This window comes from Paenibacillus sp. RU5M (genome assembly GCF_900221055.1).
In the GTDB taxonomy this organism is placed as follows: domain Bacteria; phylum Bacillota; class Bacilli; order Paenibacillales; family Paenibacillaceae; genus Paenibacillus; species Paenibacillus marchantiae.
This window is the reverse complement of the sequence record NZ_OBQM01000002.1, coordinates 356,271-371,336: the sequence shown is the minus strand read 5'-3', so window position 1 is coordinate 371,336 and position 15,066 is coordinate 356,271. Positions and strand designations below refer to the sequence as shown.

Sequence of the window (15,066 nt, the reverse complement as noted above, 5' to 3'; positions counted from 1 at the left end):
GTTGAATTTGCACGGATTACGATTGTTTCATGCCATCGTGAGATATGGAGGAGTCACGCGTGCGGCGGAAGAACTCAACATTAGCCAGCCAGCGGTATCCTCTCAGGTGAAGAAGTTTGAGCGGGAATTGGGCATTCAACTATTTGCTTCGGAGGGGAGAAGACTGGTTCTTACCGATGCTGGAATGCAATTAACAGGCTACGCGGAACGTCTGTTCATGCTGGAGCAGGATGTCGAGAACTTTGTGCAGGATTTTCGTGCAGGCAAGAAAGGGATGATTCGTCTTACCGCAACCTATTTGCCCTCGAATTTTCTGCTTCCGGGCTGGATTGCCCGTTTCAAGCAAATGCACGAGGATGTGGAGCTGGTTGTGAGCACAACCAATACTCGGATGGCTTTTGACCAACTGCTGCGTTATGAGGCCGAGATTGCGGTTTATGGTGGAAGTGGCATTACACATTCAGGTGTTCATTGGGACGAATTGTTTGAAGATGAAATGTGGTTTGTGGTACATCCCGATCATCCCTATGCGGGAAAGGAAATTGAGCTTCGGGAGATGGTGGCAGAGCCTTTCATTATGCGTGAAGAAGGCAGCGCTACACGGGAGCGTCTGGTCTCTCTTTGCACAACAAATAACCTGGCCGCTCCCCGCATTGCGCTTCAGTTCAATGGGTTGAACGAAACGATTAGTGCGGTGAAGGCAGGTTATGGAGCCAACTTTATTTCTTCTCTGGTCGTAAAGGAAGATGTACAACAGGGCAGGTTGGCACGTGTATTCGTTCGAGGTGTACAGTTGAAAAACACCGTAGCCGTCTGTACACGAGCAGGGGAAGTGTTATCTCCTGCTGCACAGCATCTGGTTGAACTCATCAGACAGGAAGCATCATTAATGAAATGAATCTCAATAATGGCATGAGAGCTAACTTTAAATGTCATCCGTCGACGCTGCTTTGGTTGTTCCTCTGGAGTATAACCGTGCATACAGGGTGACTCCTCCAACGATCAGAACAGGTATCCAGACTGCCATCATGGGTACGTGGTGGAACAACATCGCAGCTAGAATAACGCCGCCCAAATAGATCACAACGGCACCTGCGCGAAGGTATGCATCTGCTGATAGCGCTTTGACCAGTGAGCGGATATTGGCGTGTCGCAGTCGCTGAAGGATGCTTACCGCATCCTCAACCACGGCGGCCAGATTATTGGTAAGCACGGTCGTTGAGATACCGGCAATCCCAATGCGGCGTGCCGCAGTCGTTTGCATCCCCATGGCGGTGGCCAGCATGGCAATCAGCAAATAGGATAGTTGTTCCGAATAAGGACTGATCATAGCGATGGCAAAGAGCAGAAGCAATATACTTTCTACAGTGAACACAGCTGTGACCCGGGAAGACCAGCCATTTTTCGTCTGCACATGTCCGATCATGTATGCCGCAATGGCATTACCGGCAATAAAACCAATGAGGGCAAGGAGTGCACGCAGCACAACCAATTCCTGAGCACGGGCAATCGCGATCCCCAGTAGCACAATATTACCCGTCATATTGGCTGTAAGCACATGCCCTAGTCCCAGGTATCCGATCACATCAACCATTCCGGCAGACATGCATAACAGCAGCATTGCGTACTTTTGGAGGGTATTTTGATTCATAATCATCCGTCCTTTCCAAAAACGTAACCCCTCCAGTATACATCCACAACGCATGATCCTTCAAAATGAAGTTTATGATGAAGCCCAATTTCCCATAGCAGCAAACTTGTTTAAATCATGCCTACTCTGCAGCTAAGGTGCTGCAAGCCAGTCAAACATATTGTTCACTGCCGCCTCATGCATCCTCTCCTGAAAACGATGATCCTGTCCCCCATAAGCATGAAATGTAACGTTGGCACCTCTACGTTTCAGCCAATGATACATCCGGGTTCCATGACTGTAATTCACCTGCGTATCAGACGTGCCATGCATGATCAGCACAGGACAATGGAGTTTGTGTGCCTTCGACAAGGGAGAACGGGCGAGATAAGCTTCCGGAACTGAACGTGGCGAACCGCCAAGCACCCTTTTCAAAGTACGTCTCAAGTCGGTTCGTTCATGATAGGTGCGTTCCACATCGGCGACACCGCTCCAAAGCACCAGTTTATGTACCTGCTGAGGTCCTTCATTGTAGGTTGTTGCTGTATGTACGGCATTAATGGCTCCACGCGAAAATCCCATCATTGAAATTCGCTTCGTATCGGCAAAGGGCCACTCTTGCACAAGTCGGTAAGCGGCGTGTACATCTTCGACATCTCGTCCGCCATACTCGTCACGTCCTTCGCCACCTTCGTTACCACGATATGATGGAGCGAACACGATATAACCTTTATGGACAAATTGCTCCAGCCAAGCGGTATTTACCCCACCATAGTTGCCCAACCCACCGCGGCAATAGATCAGAACCGGCCAACGTGCATCATTACCGTCCATGGTGTGTTGTTCTACAGGAGGGTAGCGGCTTGCGAGCTGTTGCATTTGCATGGATTCTTGCGTTACGGTGAAGCCTTGGAAGGCAGGGCTGCTATGAGTGTTTTCTAACGGCGAGAAGGCGGGTAAGAAGCAGCCGTCAGGCAGGCATAAATAGCCTTTTACCCGAAGGGCATCGGACGAATACGTCACATGATAGAGCAGGGGGATCGACCTCTTTCTTCGGAAATGGCGTGCCAATTGACCATGATTCTTCTTTAGGATGCGCCTAAACGAGGTTCCCATACCTTTCCTCCAGCAACAGCCGTTCGGTGCGAGAAATTCGTTTATTGGCTCCATATGATTTATAATGGTTCAGGAGACATGTGAATTGACCTCTGTCCTCGTATTTATAAAACTAACTTTAGTGTGCACGAAGAAAGGAAGAAAACCATGATGAACGCTCCACATCCGATTGATCAATTCAAGAAATTTAAATATGAAATTACGAGATTTATGATGATTTATAAATTTGCTTTGGATCAAATGGAGACCAAAATCGAGGTGCTGAAGGAAGAATTTCAGTCCCTGCATGATTACAGCCCGATCGAACATACGAAATCCAGATTAAAGTCACCTGAGAGCATTATGAACAAGATGTTCCGCAAAAATCACGAGTTAACCTTTGAAAGCATCAAGGAAAATATTAAGGATATCGCGGGTGTGCGAATTACCTGCTCCTTTATCTCCGATATCTACCGGATTAAGGATATGCTGTGCAATCAAAGTGACCTGCGTGTGCTGGAAGTGAAAGATTATATCCAGAATCCGAAGCCAAACGGTTACCAGAGCCTTCATCTACTGGTTGAGGTGCCTGTTTACATGTCTAATGGACAGGAGCGGGCATGTGTGGAAATCCAGATTCGTACGATTGCGATGGATTTCTGGGCGAGCCTGGAGCATAAAATCTTTTATAAATACAATAAGGATGTTCCCGAGCGTTTAACGAAAGAACTGAAAAGTGCAGCAGACTCTGCCAACGCACTGGATCAACAAATGGAGAGACTGCACCGGGAGATTCAGGAGATCAAGGACGCCGAGAATGAGCGGGATGAAGAAGAACTACGCCGGATTATCATTAACAATCAACAGTTCACACTACCTTCCAACCTGCTCAAGCTGTTAGGAAACGGGGAACAATAAGGAAACGTGAACTACCGCAGGGAAAGGAATATGTTATTCATATGAAAAGTACACCAGCTTCATTAAGCACCAATTCTATATCCCGTGTACGTATGGCATTGATTCTGGGGACACTGTCGGCCTTTGGGCCGCTGTCCCTGGATATGTATTTGCCAGCACTGCCTACACTGGCCGATGAATTCCAGTCATCCACTTCGTATGCCCAGCTCAGTCTAACGGCATGTATGGTCGGACTGGCCGCAGGGCAGCTGCTGGCTGGACCTCTAAGTGATGTACGTGGTCGTCGTGCGCCGCTGATTGCAGGTCTTATTCTCTATACGATCGCCTCCATACTCTGTCTGGTCAGCCCAACGATGGGCTCTTTTGTTGTGCTGCGTTTCATTCAGGGTGCAGCGGGAGCTGCGGGAATTGTCATCTCGCGTGCAGTGGTGAGGGATGTGTATTCCGGGCCGGAGCTAACACGTTTCTTCTCCCTCTTAATGCTGATTAATGGGGTCGCACCGATTGCTGCACCAATTATCGGCGGGCAATTGCTTGCGTATACGTCGTGGCGCGGTGTATTTATTTTGCTGAGTATCATCGGGGTTTTGACTTTAGTTGCTGTCGTGGTTGGTCTAGGGGAGACACTGCCTGTAGAACGACGATCTAGCGGAGGACTGAAGCAGACGCTGATTACATTCCGCAAAATTGCAGGGGATCGCCTGTTCATGGGATATGCTTTAACCCAAGGGTTTGTATCTGCTGGTATGTTTGCCTACATATCGGGTTCGCCGTTCGTGCTTCAGAAAATATATGGCATTTCCCCGCAAATGTTCAGTATCTGTTTCGCCATTAACGGTCTGGGCATCATATTGGCAAGTCAGATTGCCGGAAGACTTGCGGGTAAAGTATCTGAAACTCGTCTGTTAATCGCAGGACTGATAACTGCTGCTCTGGGAGGAACATCGCTGCTCATCGCCATTCTAGCAGGAGGTAATCTGATTTCGGTCCTGATCCCGTTATTTCTCGTGGTATCCAGTGTGGGGCTGGTTAATACGGCTTCCTTCTCACTGGCGATGGCTAATCAAGAGAAATCAGCAGGCAGTGCATCAGCACTTATTGGGGTTATGACGTTCCTATTTGGTGGTATTGTCGCTCCGCTTGTAGGTCTTGGAGGAGAAGGCACAGCTGTGCCAATGGGCATTGTAATCGCTTGTGCGGATCTTGGTGCTTTGCTGATTTACGTTGTTATGGTAGGCAAGAACGGTAAACGTCAGGGTGAAAAACGCCTGGCGTGAAATGTATTGCATTGTTGCTGTGATTAGATAAATGCTTGCTGATAATAAGAAATAATGTAGCCATAAAAAAGCGCTCCAATCGGAAGGTTCTGTCCTCCAACTGGGGCGCTTGTTCTATGTGTGAACGTGATCTAGCAGAGAGCAAACAAAATTTGTGTATTGAGCAGGATACCTGGAGTCAGGAACGGATAGAAGTAACCAATGACAAAACCGAACAGATTGGTGGATGGCCACATTAAGTAAACGTCATTGTATGTGAATACGAGAGACCAGCGGTTATAACAGAAATTTTGCAGTACACGTTGCTCAGGATCACGAGGTGTTGCTACTCCTGATTGAGCAAATTGCACAGCCTGGGTCAGATTCTGTGGTTGTTGCTGGATAAATAGTGGTAGAAGACCAGGGCTGCTTTTGATCAGGTTATACAGAAAAACCATCTCAGCCGGGGGCTGACCTACTGGGCGTGGATAAGCGCTTAGAAGGGTAGGCAGATTGCCTTGTGATAGCTGAGCGGGCACACCCGGTGCCGTACCGGGTACTCCTCCAGGAAAGTAAGGAGGTTGACCGCCACTACCTCCGCCGGGAATGAATGGGGGATAGGAACCTGGTGATCCCGGAAAACCTGGCACAGGCTGACCTCCTGGAGCGCCTCCTGGGAATAGTGGGGGCAATTGAAACGAACGATCCTCATCATATCCTGAATAGGTGTTATAAACGTAATCCATGTACGAACATCCTTCCTGTCATCGTATTCTTGAATTAGCTTATGGCGGCATCCGCCTAAATGTGAATTGTTCGAATGAAGGGCTTTCGATCTTAAAAGGCAAAAGCTGCATTGACAACTTCGTTGATAACAATTATCATTGTCAATGGAATTGGACAAAAGTACATACCAGTATTATATGCATGAATAATGTATAAACGTCTAAGTCTGTCATACAACTCATTCCATTGAGGTGTTCATATTGAAAGGGGATAGTCACTTGTTTAAGAAAAATAAAAAAATGATCATGCTTCTGATCACTGTAATGGTCATGTCCATCTGGCTGGCAGCATGCGGATCGAAGCCAGCAGACAACGGTACAGCAGCAGGAGAGAACAATACAGCAACGGAGACAGAGACACAGACAGAAGCTCCGACAGAACGTACATTGACAGATGCAATGGGTCACGAAGTGAAAATCCCTGCAAATCCGGAGCGTATCATCGCTTCGTATCTGGAAGATAATCTGGTTACACTTGGCGTTAAGCCAGTTGCCCAATGGTCCGTAGCCAACGGAATCCAGGAGTATCTGCAAAAAGATCTGGACGGCATTCCAACGATTGCCTTCGATCTTCCTTTCGAAGCGGTAACAAGCTTCAACCCGGATCTGATTATCATCGGTTCCGAAAGTGTGGTTGAAGGCGAGAAATACGCACAATACAGCAAGATCGCGCCTACTTATGTACTTGGCGACGAGGTCAACAGCGACTGGCGCAAAGCGCTGCTGAAAATCGGCGAAATTCTGAATAAAGGCGATGAAGCACAAAAAGCGCTGGATGATTACGAAGTGAAAGCCACAGAAATCAAGGAGAAAATCAATACCGTTACAGGTGGAACGAAATCGGCAGCGGCCATTTGGTTGGTTAGCGGCAAATTCTTCATCGTAAGTGACAATGTATCCAGTGGTGAAGTGATGTACAAGGAACTGGGTCTTGCTGAGCCTGAAGTTGTGAAAGAAATCTCTGCTAATGCGACAGGTAACTGGTCTTCCATCTCGCTGGAAAAATTGGCGGAAATGGATGTAGACTACTTGTTCTTTGTGAATAGTGATGAAGGTACTGGTTCAGAAGCACTGAAAGATCCGGTATGGCAAAGCATCCCGGCAGTGAAAAATGGTAACTTATTCGAATTTACCCGTTCGAGCAGCTGGTTGTATAGTGGAGTTCAAGCGAACCTTCAAATTATGGAAGACATTCAGAACAGTATTGTAAGATAATAGATATCAAATACGAATCCGAATGTGTATACTCCTTGGTGCGATGAGCACCAGGGAGTTTTTTGTGATTTCAACATTTTACGATATATAATAACTAATGAAGTGAAGCTCGTGAGTATCGTTTTACAATTACGGAAGGGGATAGCTAATGATGCATACTTTGGATCCGCGAGAATTGTCGGGGAGAGATAACTATAAACTGATGAGTGGTTCGGTAGTACCGCGCCCAATCGCATTTGTGACAACACTTTCTCATGATGGCAGCGTCATTAATGCAGCGCCCTTTAGTTTTTTTAATATAGTCAGCTCTGACCCGCCGATATTATCCATATCCATCGGTCGCAAGGATGGCGTTATGAAAGATACGGCTCGCAATGTGCTTTCCTTGCAAGAACTGGTAGTACATATCTGTGATGAATCGATCGCTCTTGACATGAACGAGACTGCTGCCATGCTGGAGCCCCACGAAAGTGAGCTGGAACGGACAAATCTAACGACTGTACCAAGTACGGTGGTCTCCGTACCAGCAATACAGGAAGCACTCATTCGGATGGAGTGTAAGTTGTATCAGCATATACTGATATCGAACGATGAGGGAAAACCTGTGAGTGATTTGCTTCTGGTTCGCATTGTACAATACCATTTCAGTGAGAACGTGTATGATCCTGCCACCAAATATATATTGATGGATCAGCTGAAACCGATTAGCAGACTGGCTGGAAATGACTATGCCAAACTTGGCGAGAGATTTACGGTGGTAAGGCCGGAGTAGCAGTGGAGCAGGCTGAACGATCTATTGAAGAATGGGTCCGGATAAGATAATAATAATCGTCGTTTAATAAGGCGGACAACATGTGCGGAATTCGCATATGTTGTCCGCCTTTGCTTGTTTCGTGAACATAAAGGGGGCAAGCCCTGAATAGACTTGTACTATATCCTGCACATGTGACAAGAACCCATTTATATATAAGGAGGTTGGAGCCGATGAACCAACTTGATGGAACCGTAGCCGCAAGTATCATAGGAATTGGAACGGCATTGCCTGTTCACCGCATTGAGCAAAAGGATGTGTCTGCTCGGCTCGCACAAGCGCTGGAGCATGAACCGGATTCCAGACGATGGGCCAAGCGAATATTCAACCAGTGTGGTGTCGAGACGCGTTATTCATGTGAGCCGAACCTGCTGGAGCCAGTAGAGTCTTGCCGTTATCTGCCCTTTACCCAGGCGGAGAACGTTCCGACCACTGCCGAACGTATGGCCAAATATAAGGAAGCAGCCGTTCCGCTTGGAATCCAGGCAGCGCGTCAGGCACTCGAGGATGCCATCGTTTCGACTTCAGAGATTACACATCTCATTACCGTCAGTTGCACAGGGCAATTCCTGCCCGGTCTCGATGTTCGGCTGATTCAGCAGCTTGAACTATCGCCGCGTATTAACCGGATTCCGCTTGTGTTCCAGGGATGCGCCGCTGGTCTGAAAGCTGTACAGTTAGCAAATTCAATTGTGACGAGTGAGAAAGACGCTACAGTTCTTATCGTATGTGTGGAGCTGTGCACCCTTCATTTTCAGCCTTCCGCTAAGCGGGATGACCTGTTCGCAGCCTCCTTCTTCGGTGATGGCGCATCTGCCTGTGTTGTGGGCCTGTCCGGAACAGGACGCAAAGAACTGTTCAGATTGGGTAGCGGGCATTCCGTGTTGCTGCCAGACTGTTCTGAAGAGATGATCTGGGAAGTGGGCAATACCGGCTTCGATCTGTATCTCTCGCCACAGATTCCGAAGCTGCTGGGTTTACATCTTGGTCCAGAGGTTGAACGATTACTGAACGGCAGCGATCTACCAGAAATCTGGGCGATCCACCCCGGAGGCAGAGGTATTGTGGATGCGGTGCAGAAGCTGTACCAGCTGTCAGATGAACAGGTCGCTTACAGCCGAAACATTTTACGGGATTATGGAAATCTATCCTCTGTGACGATTTTGTTTGTTTTACAAGCCATCCGCGATGATTATCGTAAAAATGAAGAAGCTTCCAGCGGAATAGCACTTGCATTTGGACCGGGATTGACAGCCGAATTGCTTCCTTTTACTTATGTTCCTGCATCCGTTGAAGAAAGAGAAACAGTGAATCAAGGCGCAATTTAAAAGAATCGGAATTACCAATCTGATAGCAGAGGAGCTTGGGTATGGGTTATCGCAGCCTTGCTGTCCTCATTAGCCGATATCCGCGGTTCATCATTCTCTGCTGGGTGTTTGTCATCGGGATGTCAGCCATCTGGGCATGGAAATTGCCTGGCATTGTTCAGGATCATGGATTGAACTTGAACCAGGGAGATGCTCATGCTGTAGAGCTTATTCTGGAGAAAGAGTTCCATGTTCCTGCTGATCCGGTTATTCTTCTATTTGAAAAAAAGACAGGCACTACCCCCGTCGAATTCCGGGGCTGGATTAAAGATCGTCTGCAACAGGTGAGTACACTGTCAAGTGTAACGTCCATAATCTCTCCGCTTGAATCACGTGGAAGCCGGATGCTGCGGGGGGATGTGGCCTATGCTTTGCTGGCGTTTAATGTACCGCCTCACAAGATGGGTCCGCCGCTTGAACAGCTGCGTTCCGTGCTTACAACAGACGGTACGGGAACGATCCAAATAACAGGGAAATCCGTTGTACAGCAGGATGTAAATCGTCTCAGTTTTCGCGATTTGGAACGGGCAGAGATTGTGGGATTGCCGCTTGCCTTCGTCATTTTGTGTTTTGCATTCAGAGGTCTTTATGCAGCGCTAATTGCAGTCATTATGGGAGTGTCCGGCGTCATAACGGCAATGGGAGTTACATCCCTGATGGGTTACCATCTGGCGCTCTCCAACTTTGTGATCAACGTTATTCCAATGGTGGGAATGGCGCTCAGCATAGACTTTGCTCTGATAATTCTCAGCAGATACCGGGAGGAACTCCAGCGAGGTCAGAATAGCGAAGAAACAGGTACGAGGGCCGAGGAAGTTCTCCAGAGAATGCTGCGAACAGCAGGCAGAGCCGTATTCTTTTCTGCTGCTTGTGTGCTGTTAGGGCTGCTCGGTCTGCTCTGGATTAGACTGCCGATGTTTCTGAGTGTATCCCTGGGAGCCATTGTCGTGCTCGTCATATCGGTCCTGCTGAATATAACACTGCTGCCAGCCATTCTATCCCTCTATTCTGCGCGAATCTTTAGACAACATTCCGGGCATTCCATCTCTTCAAAGCAGGGCCAGCATCAACAATCATTGCCTTCACGTTCGATCTGGTCATTCTGGTCAGGCATGATTATGAAACGGCCGGTTCGGATGGCCTTGCTTGGAACGGGTGCGCTGCTTCTCTTTGTTCTACCGGTTGCCCGGTTAGAGATCGCCATTCCGGATGCTTCTTCCTTGCCTGACAGAATGGAGTCTCGCCAAGCGACTGAGCAGATCCAGAGCATTTTTGGACAAAAGAATGTCTCTGCTGTAGAGATTGTAATTGGTGGAACGGGAGAGCCGTTGACCACATTTCATTGGCGAATGGCGTTGAGTAAAATGCAAGAGCTTCAGCAGGATTCGAATGTGGTGGCTGTTGAGTCCGCATGGGGGATCATGCTGCCGGACAAGCTCTCAGGCCAATCTCAATCTCATATTCAATCTCAAATGAACATTTTATCATCATCTTTGCGTGAGGCACTGAAAGAAACCACATCTCAGCCGCCTGCATGGCTGCGTTCATATGTGTCCAACTACTCTATTCGTATTGTGGCTACCATTCACGGAGCACCGGGTTCCGATGAGGCTGCATCCTGGCTCGAACAGATGAGGGCAAAGGACAGCGCTAACTCCATTCCCTTCATACCTCTGCGTTATGGGGGAGAAGCAGTCATGCAACATGAAATCATGCATGAAGTTTCAGGTCAACTGCCCAAAGTGCTGGTGTTTGTTGTGGTATCGAATTATCTCGTATTACTCGCAGCATTCCGGTCACTGCTCATTCCAATTAAAGCCATTCTGATGAATCTGCTCAGCTTGGCTGCTTCATTCGGCGTGCTCGTACTGGTCTTTAATCAGGGCCATTTTGGCATGGAGCCATCTGCCATTGCCATTATGATTCCCGTGTTCATTGCTGGGCTTGTCTTTGGTATTTCGATGGACTATGGCGTATTTATGCTGACCCGCATCCAGGAGATATACAGACGAACAGGGGATAGTGATCTGGCCGTACAGCAAGGACTGGCTTCAACCGGACGTCTGATTACATCGGCGGCGGCAATTCTACTGGCAGTGACTGTGCCTTTTGCGTTTGCTGACGTGGCGGGTGTCAAACAGCTGGGAATCGGAATTACAGCGGCGGTGTTCATTGATGTAACCATTATCCGCCTGGTGCTGGTACCTGCACTTATGAAACTGATGGGCAGATGGAACTGGTGGCTACCAGGGCACAGGGAATAAAAGGCCGGATTAAGAAGGATGTTCTCGGAGCCTGAAGATCAGGTATGCGAGGATATCCTTTTTTTTCATCAAAATAGTGTGAATTCAGCCCAAAACAGGCAATAATGTTCAATTCACCGACTGTACCGTGATTTATAATAGACTGGACAAGTCCAACATATATTTTCTTACATACGTCTATCATTTGAATCCACAGGAGGGATGAACGGTAATGTCGGATATTGAATCTTATCTGCAAAAACAAACACGCCCGCGTGGACGCTCTGCGTACCAGAGGGGTCAATCTCTTGAGCAATGGCGCAGCCAGTTGCGAGCACGGATTATAGATCGGCTGGGCGGCTTCCCATCCGTGGTGGCGGAGCTGAATCCCGTATTGCTCGAACGCACCTCATGTGATGGCTACATTCGTGAGCGGGTTGAGATTACGACCTACGCGGGGTTGCGCATGCCTATCTATATGCTGATACCGAATTTGGTAAGCGCTACCAAAGAATCACGCCCAGCCATTATAGCCTGCCATGGACACGGGTATGGTAGCCGGGAGATCTCCGGCATGGAACCCGACGGTTCACCCCGTAGAGGAGAGTCTGGCTTGCATAAAGACTTCGCCGTCGCCCTTGTACAGCGTGGATATGTGGTTGCCGCTCCAGAATTGCTTGGATTTGGTGACCGAAGGCTGGAGGAGGATCGGGATGCACCACCCGGCGCTAGCTCCTGTACCAAAATTGCCGCCCATCTGCTCATGACTGGGCAGACCCTGGCCGGGCACCGAATCTATGAAACGATGCGTGTGCTGGATTACGTAACTACCCGTCCTGAAGCTGATCCAGTGCGGATCGGCAGCATGGGCATCTCGGGTGGTGGACTCGTGACAGCATTCACTGCTGCATTGGATGAACGGTGCCGTGCGGCTGTGGTGAGCGGTTACGCTAGTACTTTCCAGGGCAGCATATTGGACAGAAATCATTGCCTCGACAATTATATTCCAGGAATTCTGCGGGAAGCAGAGCTGCCGGATATCATAGGTCTGATCGCACCCAGGCCGCTATTTATTGAAGCTGGAAGTGAAGATCAGGTATTTCCGCTGCCAACAGCAAAAGAAGCCTATGCACGTTTGACAGAGATCTATGAACAGGCGGGAGCACAGAAATGGCTCGATGCAGACTTTTTTACAGGAGGCCATGAGATCAGCGGAGCGAAAGCTTATGACTGGCTTGATAACGTTCTGTAAGGCAATCATACAAATGAACCCTTGAGAGGAGAGTTTAGTTATGAAATGGTCAAAATCCGTGCGGTATTTGCTCTGTCTTACCCTGTTTACTAGTCTGATTGGAGGTGCTCTGGCAGCTAATGGCGGACAGGTCGCCCAAGCTGCGGCGAATGAGTACAAATTTGATTTTGGTGCTGGTGCAGTTGAGAATGGTTACACTGGTGTATCAGCAACGGAGGCCTACAATTCAGCAAAAGGTTATGGATTCAATACACCTGCTAATATGCGTAATGTATCTGCATCTGGAACGGGCGTTGCAAGTGATGCCGTTCAGTTTGTCACCTTTGGCACGAAGAGTACGAATACGTTTAATGTGGATCTGTCCAATGGTCTCTATGAGGTCAAAGTGGTCCTGGGTAATACTGCAAGATCGAGTGTGGCGGCAGAAGGCGTATACCAGATCATTAATATGACGGGGAATGGGGCGACCGATCAATTTCAAATTCCGGTGACGGATGGACAGTTAAATCTACTGGTAACAGAAGGGAAGGAAGGCACGGCATTTACACTCAGCGCACTTGAAATCCGGAAAATATCGAATCAGACGGTGACGAACCGTACGATCTATATTGGTGGCGATTCGACGGTCTGCAATTACTATCCACTCAGCAGCAGTGTACAGGGTGGCTGGGGACAGCTTTTTCCTTCCTACGTGAATACCAGTACATTTCAGGTTCGCAATATGGCCTCTAGTGGTCAATTTGCAAGAGGTTTCCGCGATGATGGACAGATGGAAGCGATTTTGAAGTATATTAAGCCAGGAGACTACTTTATTTTGCAATTAGGGATTAATGATACCAACGCCAAGAACAATACAACCGAAGCAGAGTTCAAGGAGATCATGCGTGACATGGTCCGTCAGGCCAAAAATAAAGGAGCCACCGTCATTCTATCGACGCCTCAGGGTCGGGCAACTGATTTCAATTCAGCCAATGTGCATACTGCGGAGAATCGCTGGTACAATGCATCTACACGTGCACTGGCTCAGGAAGAGGGCGTGACGCTTGTAGAACTGAACAAACTCAGTTCGGCTTATTTCACTTCCATTGGACCGGCTGCAACACTGGCCTTGTATATGACAGGAGACACGCTGCATCCGAATCGTGATGGTGCTGCTCAGCTTGCACGAATCGTTGCTGCTGATCTGAGAAGACAGGGACTGAATGGATTTTGATCCGGTTAAAATATAGCTTCGTCCCGCTACTCCACGAACATAGATTGGACTAAGCTGAATCGTATAGCCAAAAATACCCCCGGGACGGCCACGTAATGTGAGGCATGTCCCGGGGGTATTTGCTTGTTAACCAAGTGACTATTCCATCATATCCTTGGCCTCGTGGTTGACCTTTTTACCTTTTAAAAGTGGCTCAAGTTCATCCTGTACACTTTGTTCCCATAGGGGTACGTCTGTGCGATAGGCAGCCCGTCCGTTCAGATGTCCGGCTACCGGTGCTGTGATAAATACAAACACAATGCCAAGCAATACCCGAGCACTGATATAGTTATCGAAATACCAGAAGAAGAGAAACGTTCCGCTCAGTACACAAAGTACACCGAGTGTAGTACTTTTGGTGGCGGCATGTGCCCGTAAATAGACATCTGGCAGTCGGATCAGTCCGAATGCACTAAATGCGCTCAGTAATGCTCCCAGCAAGACAATGAGCCCAATGACAATTCCGGCGGTTCCATCAACGATCTCCTTCATTTTTGAATACCGCCCCCCGTTCAATGTATCGTGCAAATGCAACTGTGCTTAGAAAAGCGAGAATGCCAATCAACAGAATGATATCCAGATAAGCTTGGGTATGAAGCATCATGGATAGAACTGCAACGATGGCAATGACGTTAATACCGATCGTATCCAGTGCCGTAATCCGGTCGGCCATCGAGGGTCCTCGCAGTACCCGGTACAGACAACCCAGGATCGCCAGGGAGAGAATAAGCAAGGAAATGAACAACAGTGAGGATAACATTATCGTGTCACCTCCATAATGGCTTTTTCAAACGTGTTTTTGATATCATCACTCATTTTCTGTTCGTCTTTGATATCCAATGCATGAATAAATAATTTGCGTTGATTCCCCGAAATTTCAAGTGGAAGGGAACCTGGCGTCAGTGAGATGAGTAGGCACAGGAGTGTAACTTCCCAGTCGGAGGACAGCTGGGTCTGATAGGTAAATATGCCGGGCCGAATATCAAGCTTCGGCTTTACAATCTGGCGAATAACTTCAATACTGGCCCGTACCAGTTCCTTGAACAGCAAGGCAATCAGCTTGATGATTGCCCAGACACGAACGATATAGAAGCGTTGTGGAAAGAATCGCCGCATGCTCCCAATCAATAGCAGACCCAGCAGATAACCCGTGAGAAAGCCAACCCCATTCCACTCATTATTCAGAAACATCCATACAAAGGCAATGATCAGATTCAGTACAATCTGAAAGGCCATACGCAT

General features: G+C 48.2%; 15 protein-coding genes. 9 read left to right on the top strand and 6 right to left on the bottom strand.

Annotated elements, in window-relative coordinates:
- Position 1: 1 nt before the first annotated feature.
- Positions 2 to 898 carry a LysR family transcriptional regulator gene (locus CRO25_RS07350; protein ID WP_072732565.1) on the top strand — a complete coding sequence of 299 codons (897 nt, stop codon included), beginning with the start codon at positions 2 to 4 and terminating at the stop codon, positions 896 to 898.
- Between the two features lie 27 nt (positions 899 to 925).
- Here the strand turns inward: CRO25_RS07350 and CRO25_RS07345 are convergent, their stop codons facing one another.
- Positions 926 to 1,651 (bottom strand): YoaK family protein, encoded by a 726-nt coding sequence (locus CRO25_RS07345; protein ID WP_256863599.1) that lies wholly within the window; start codon positions 1,649 to 1,651, stop codon positions 926 to 928.
- 132 nt (positions 1,652 to 1,783) lie between these two features.
- Positions 1,784 to 2,746, bottom strand: coding sequence for a S9 family peptidase (locus CRO25_RS07340; protein ID WP_256863598.1), 963 nt, complete (start codon positions 2,744 to 2,746; stop codon positions 1,784 to 1,786).
- Between the two features lie 150 nt (positions 2,747 to 2,896).
- Here CRO25_RS07340 and CRO25_RS07335 point away from each other — a divergent pair, with 150 nt between their 5' ends.
- Entirely contained in the window at positions 2,897 to 3,643 is a 747-nt protein-coding gene (locus tag CRO25_RS07335) for a GTP pyrophosphokinase family protein (protein ID WP_063563616.1), read from the top strand.
- Positions 3,644 to 3,684: 41 nt separating this feature from the next.
- Positions 3,685 to 4,920: a multidrug effflux MFS transporter gene (locus CRO25_RS07330; RefSeq protein WP_079694486.1), complete on the top strand. Its 1,236-nt coding sequence runs from the start codon at positions 3,685 to 3,687 to the stop codon at positions 4,918 to 4,920.
- Between the two features lie 131 nt (positions 4,921 to 5,051).
- Here CRO25_RS07330 and CRO25_RS07325 read toward each other — a convergent pair whose 3' ends face one another.
- Positions 5,052 to 5,645 (bottom strand): hypothetical protein, encoded by a 594-nt coding sequence (locus CRO25_RS07325; protein WP_063563402.1) that lies wholly within the window; start codon positions 5,643 to 5,645, stop codon positions 5,052 to 5,054.
- Between the two features lie 258 nt (positions 5,646 to 5,903).
- On the opposite strand from CRO25_RS07325, the gene CRO25_RS07320 reads away from it, so the two are divergent.
- The 6 genes from CRO25_RS07320 (at position 5,904) to CRO25_RS07295 (ending at position 13,785) form a co-directional block, all read left to right on the top strand.
- Positions 5,904 to 6,899: an iron-hydroxamate ABC transporter substrate-binding protein gene (locus tag CRO25_RS07320; RefSeq protein ID WP_256863597.1), complete on the top strand. Its 996-nt coding sequence runs from the start codon at positions 5,904 to 5,906 to the stop codon at positions 6,897 to 6,899.
- Between the two features lie 151 nt (positions 6,900 to 7,050).
- Positions 7,051 to 7,671, top strand: a complete 621-nt coding sequence (locus CRO25_RS07315) for a flavin reductase family protein (protein WP_064640913.1) — start codon at positions 7,051 to 7,053, stop codon at positions 7,669 to 7,671.
- Positions 7,672 to 7,883: 212 nt separating this feature from the next.
- Positions 7,884 to 9,038, top strand: a complete 1,155-nt coding sequence (locus CRO25_RS07310) for a type III polyketide synthase (protein WP_063563404.1) — start codon at positions 7,884 to 7,886, stop codon at positions 9,036 to 9,038.
- A gap of 41 nt (positions 9,039 to 9,079) precedes the next feature.
- Positions 9,080 to 11,341, top strand: a complete 2,262-nt coding sequence (locus CRO25_RS07305) for an MMPL family transporter (protein ID WP_079694485.1) — start codon at positions 9,080 to 9,082, stop codon at positions 11,339 to 11,341.
- A 211-nt stretch (positions 11,342 to 11,552) separates the two neighbouring features.
- Positions 11,553 to 12,572, top strand: coding sequence for an alpha/beta hydrolase family protein (locus CRO25_RS07300; RefSeq protein WP_079694484.1), 1,020 nt, complete (start codon positions 11,553 to 11,555; stop codon positions 12,570 to 12,572).
- 40 nt (positions 12,573 to 12,612) lie between these two features.
- Positions 12,613 to 13,785, top strand: a complete 1,173-nt coding sequence (locus CRO25_RS07295; protein WP_064638851.1) for a rhamnogalacturonan acetylesterase — start codon at positions 12,613 to 12,615, stop codon at positions 13,783 to 13,785.
- Between the two features lie 138 nt (positions 13,786 to 13,923).
- Here CRO25_RS07295 and mnhG read toward each other — a convergent pair whose 3' ends face one another.
- From mnhG to CRO25_RS07280, 3 genes are read right to left on the bottom strand one after another with little or no spacing between them, the layout of a single operon-like run.
- Entirely contained in the window at positions 13,924 to 14,316 is a 393-nt protein-coding gene (mnhG, locus tag CRO25_RS07290) for a monovalent cation/H(+) antiporter subunit G (protein ID WP_062324636.1), read from the bottom strand.
- On the bottom strand, positions 14,300 to 14,584 hold the full coding sequence (locus CRO25_RS07285; protein ID WP_053782045.1) for a Na(+)/H(+) antiporter subunit F1: 285 nt from the start codon (positions 14,582 to 14,584) through the stop codon (positions 14,300 to 14,302). The genes mnhG and CRO25_RS07285 overlap by 17 nt, the downstream gene beginning before the upstream one ends.
- Positions 14,584 to 15,060, bottom strand: a complete 477-nt coding sequence (locus CRO25_RS07280; RefSeq protein ID WP_072732570.1) for a Na+/H+ antiporter subunit E — start codon at positions 15,058 to 15,060, stop codon at positions 14,584 to 14,586. The genes CRO25_RS07285 and CRO25_RS07280 overlap by 1 nt, the downstream gene beginning before the upstream one ends.
- Between the last annotated feature and the right edge of the window lie 6 nt (positions 15,061 to 15,066).

What these genes read in the sequence shown, in the direction of transcription:
- CRO25_RS07330 (WP_079694486.1), top strand. Translation starts at nt 3,685, where the DNA reads ATGAAAAGTACACCAGCTTCATTAAGCACCAATTCTATATCCCGTGTA.
- CRO25_RS07345 (WP_256863599.1), bottom strand. Translation starts at nt 1,651, where the DNA reads ATGAATCAAAATACCCTCCAAAAGTACGCAATGCTGCTGTTATGCATG.
- mnhG (WP_062324636.1), bottom strand. Translation starts at nt 14,316, where the DNA reads ATGAAGGAGATCGTTGATGGAACCGCCGGAATTGTCATTGGGCTCATT.
- CRO25_RS07340 (WP_256863598.1), bottom strand. Translation starts at nt 2,746, where the DNA reads ATGGGAACCTCGTTTAGGCGCATCCTAAAGAAGAATCATGGTCAATTG.
- CRO25_RS07305 (WP_079694485.1), top strand. Translation starts at nt 9,080, where the DNA reads ATGGGTTATCGCAGCCTTGCTGTCCTCATTAGCCGATATCCGCGGTTC.
- CRO25_RS07285 (WP_053782045.1), bottom strand. Translation starts at nt 14,584, where the DNA reads ATGTTATCCTCACTGTTGTTCATTTCCTTGCTTATTCTCTCCCTGGCG.
- CRO25_RS07300 (WP_079694484.1), top strand. Translation starts at nt 11,553, where the DNA reads ATGTCGGATATTGAATCTTATCTGCAAAAACAAACACGCCCGCGTGGA.
- CRO25_RS07335 (WP_063563616.1), top strand. Translation starts at nt 2,897, where the DNA reads ATGAACGCTCCACATCCGATTGATCAATTCAAGAAATTTAAATATGAA.
- CRO25_RS07280 (WP_072732570.1), bottom strand. Translation starts at nt 15,060, where the DNA reads ATGGCCTTTCAGATTGTACTGAATCTGATCATTGCCTTTGTATGGATG.
- CRO25_RS07325 (WP_063563402.1), bottom strand. Translation starts at nt 5,645, where the DNA reads ATGGATTACGTTTATAACACCTATTCAGGATATGATGAGGATCGTTCG.
- CRO25_RS07310 (WP_063563404.1), top strand. Translation starts at nt 7,884, where the DNA reads ATGAACCAACTTGATGGAACCGTAGCCGCAAGTATCATAGGAATTGGA.
- CRO25_RS07315 (WP_064640913.1), top strand. Translation starts at nt 7,051, where the DNA reads ATGCATACTTTGGATCCGCGAGAATTGTCGGGGAGAGATAACTATAAA.
- CRO25_RS07295 (WP_064638851.1), top strand. Translation starts at nt 12,613, where the DNA reads ATGAAATGGTCAAAATCCGTGCGGTATTTGCTCTGTCTTACCCTGTTT.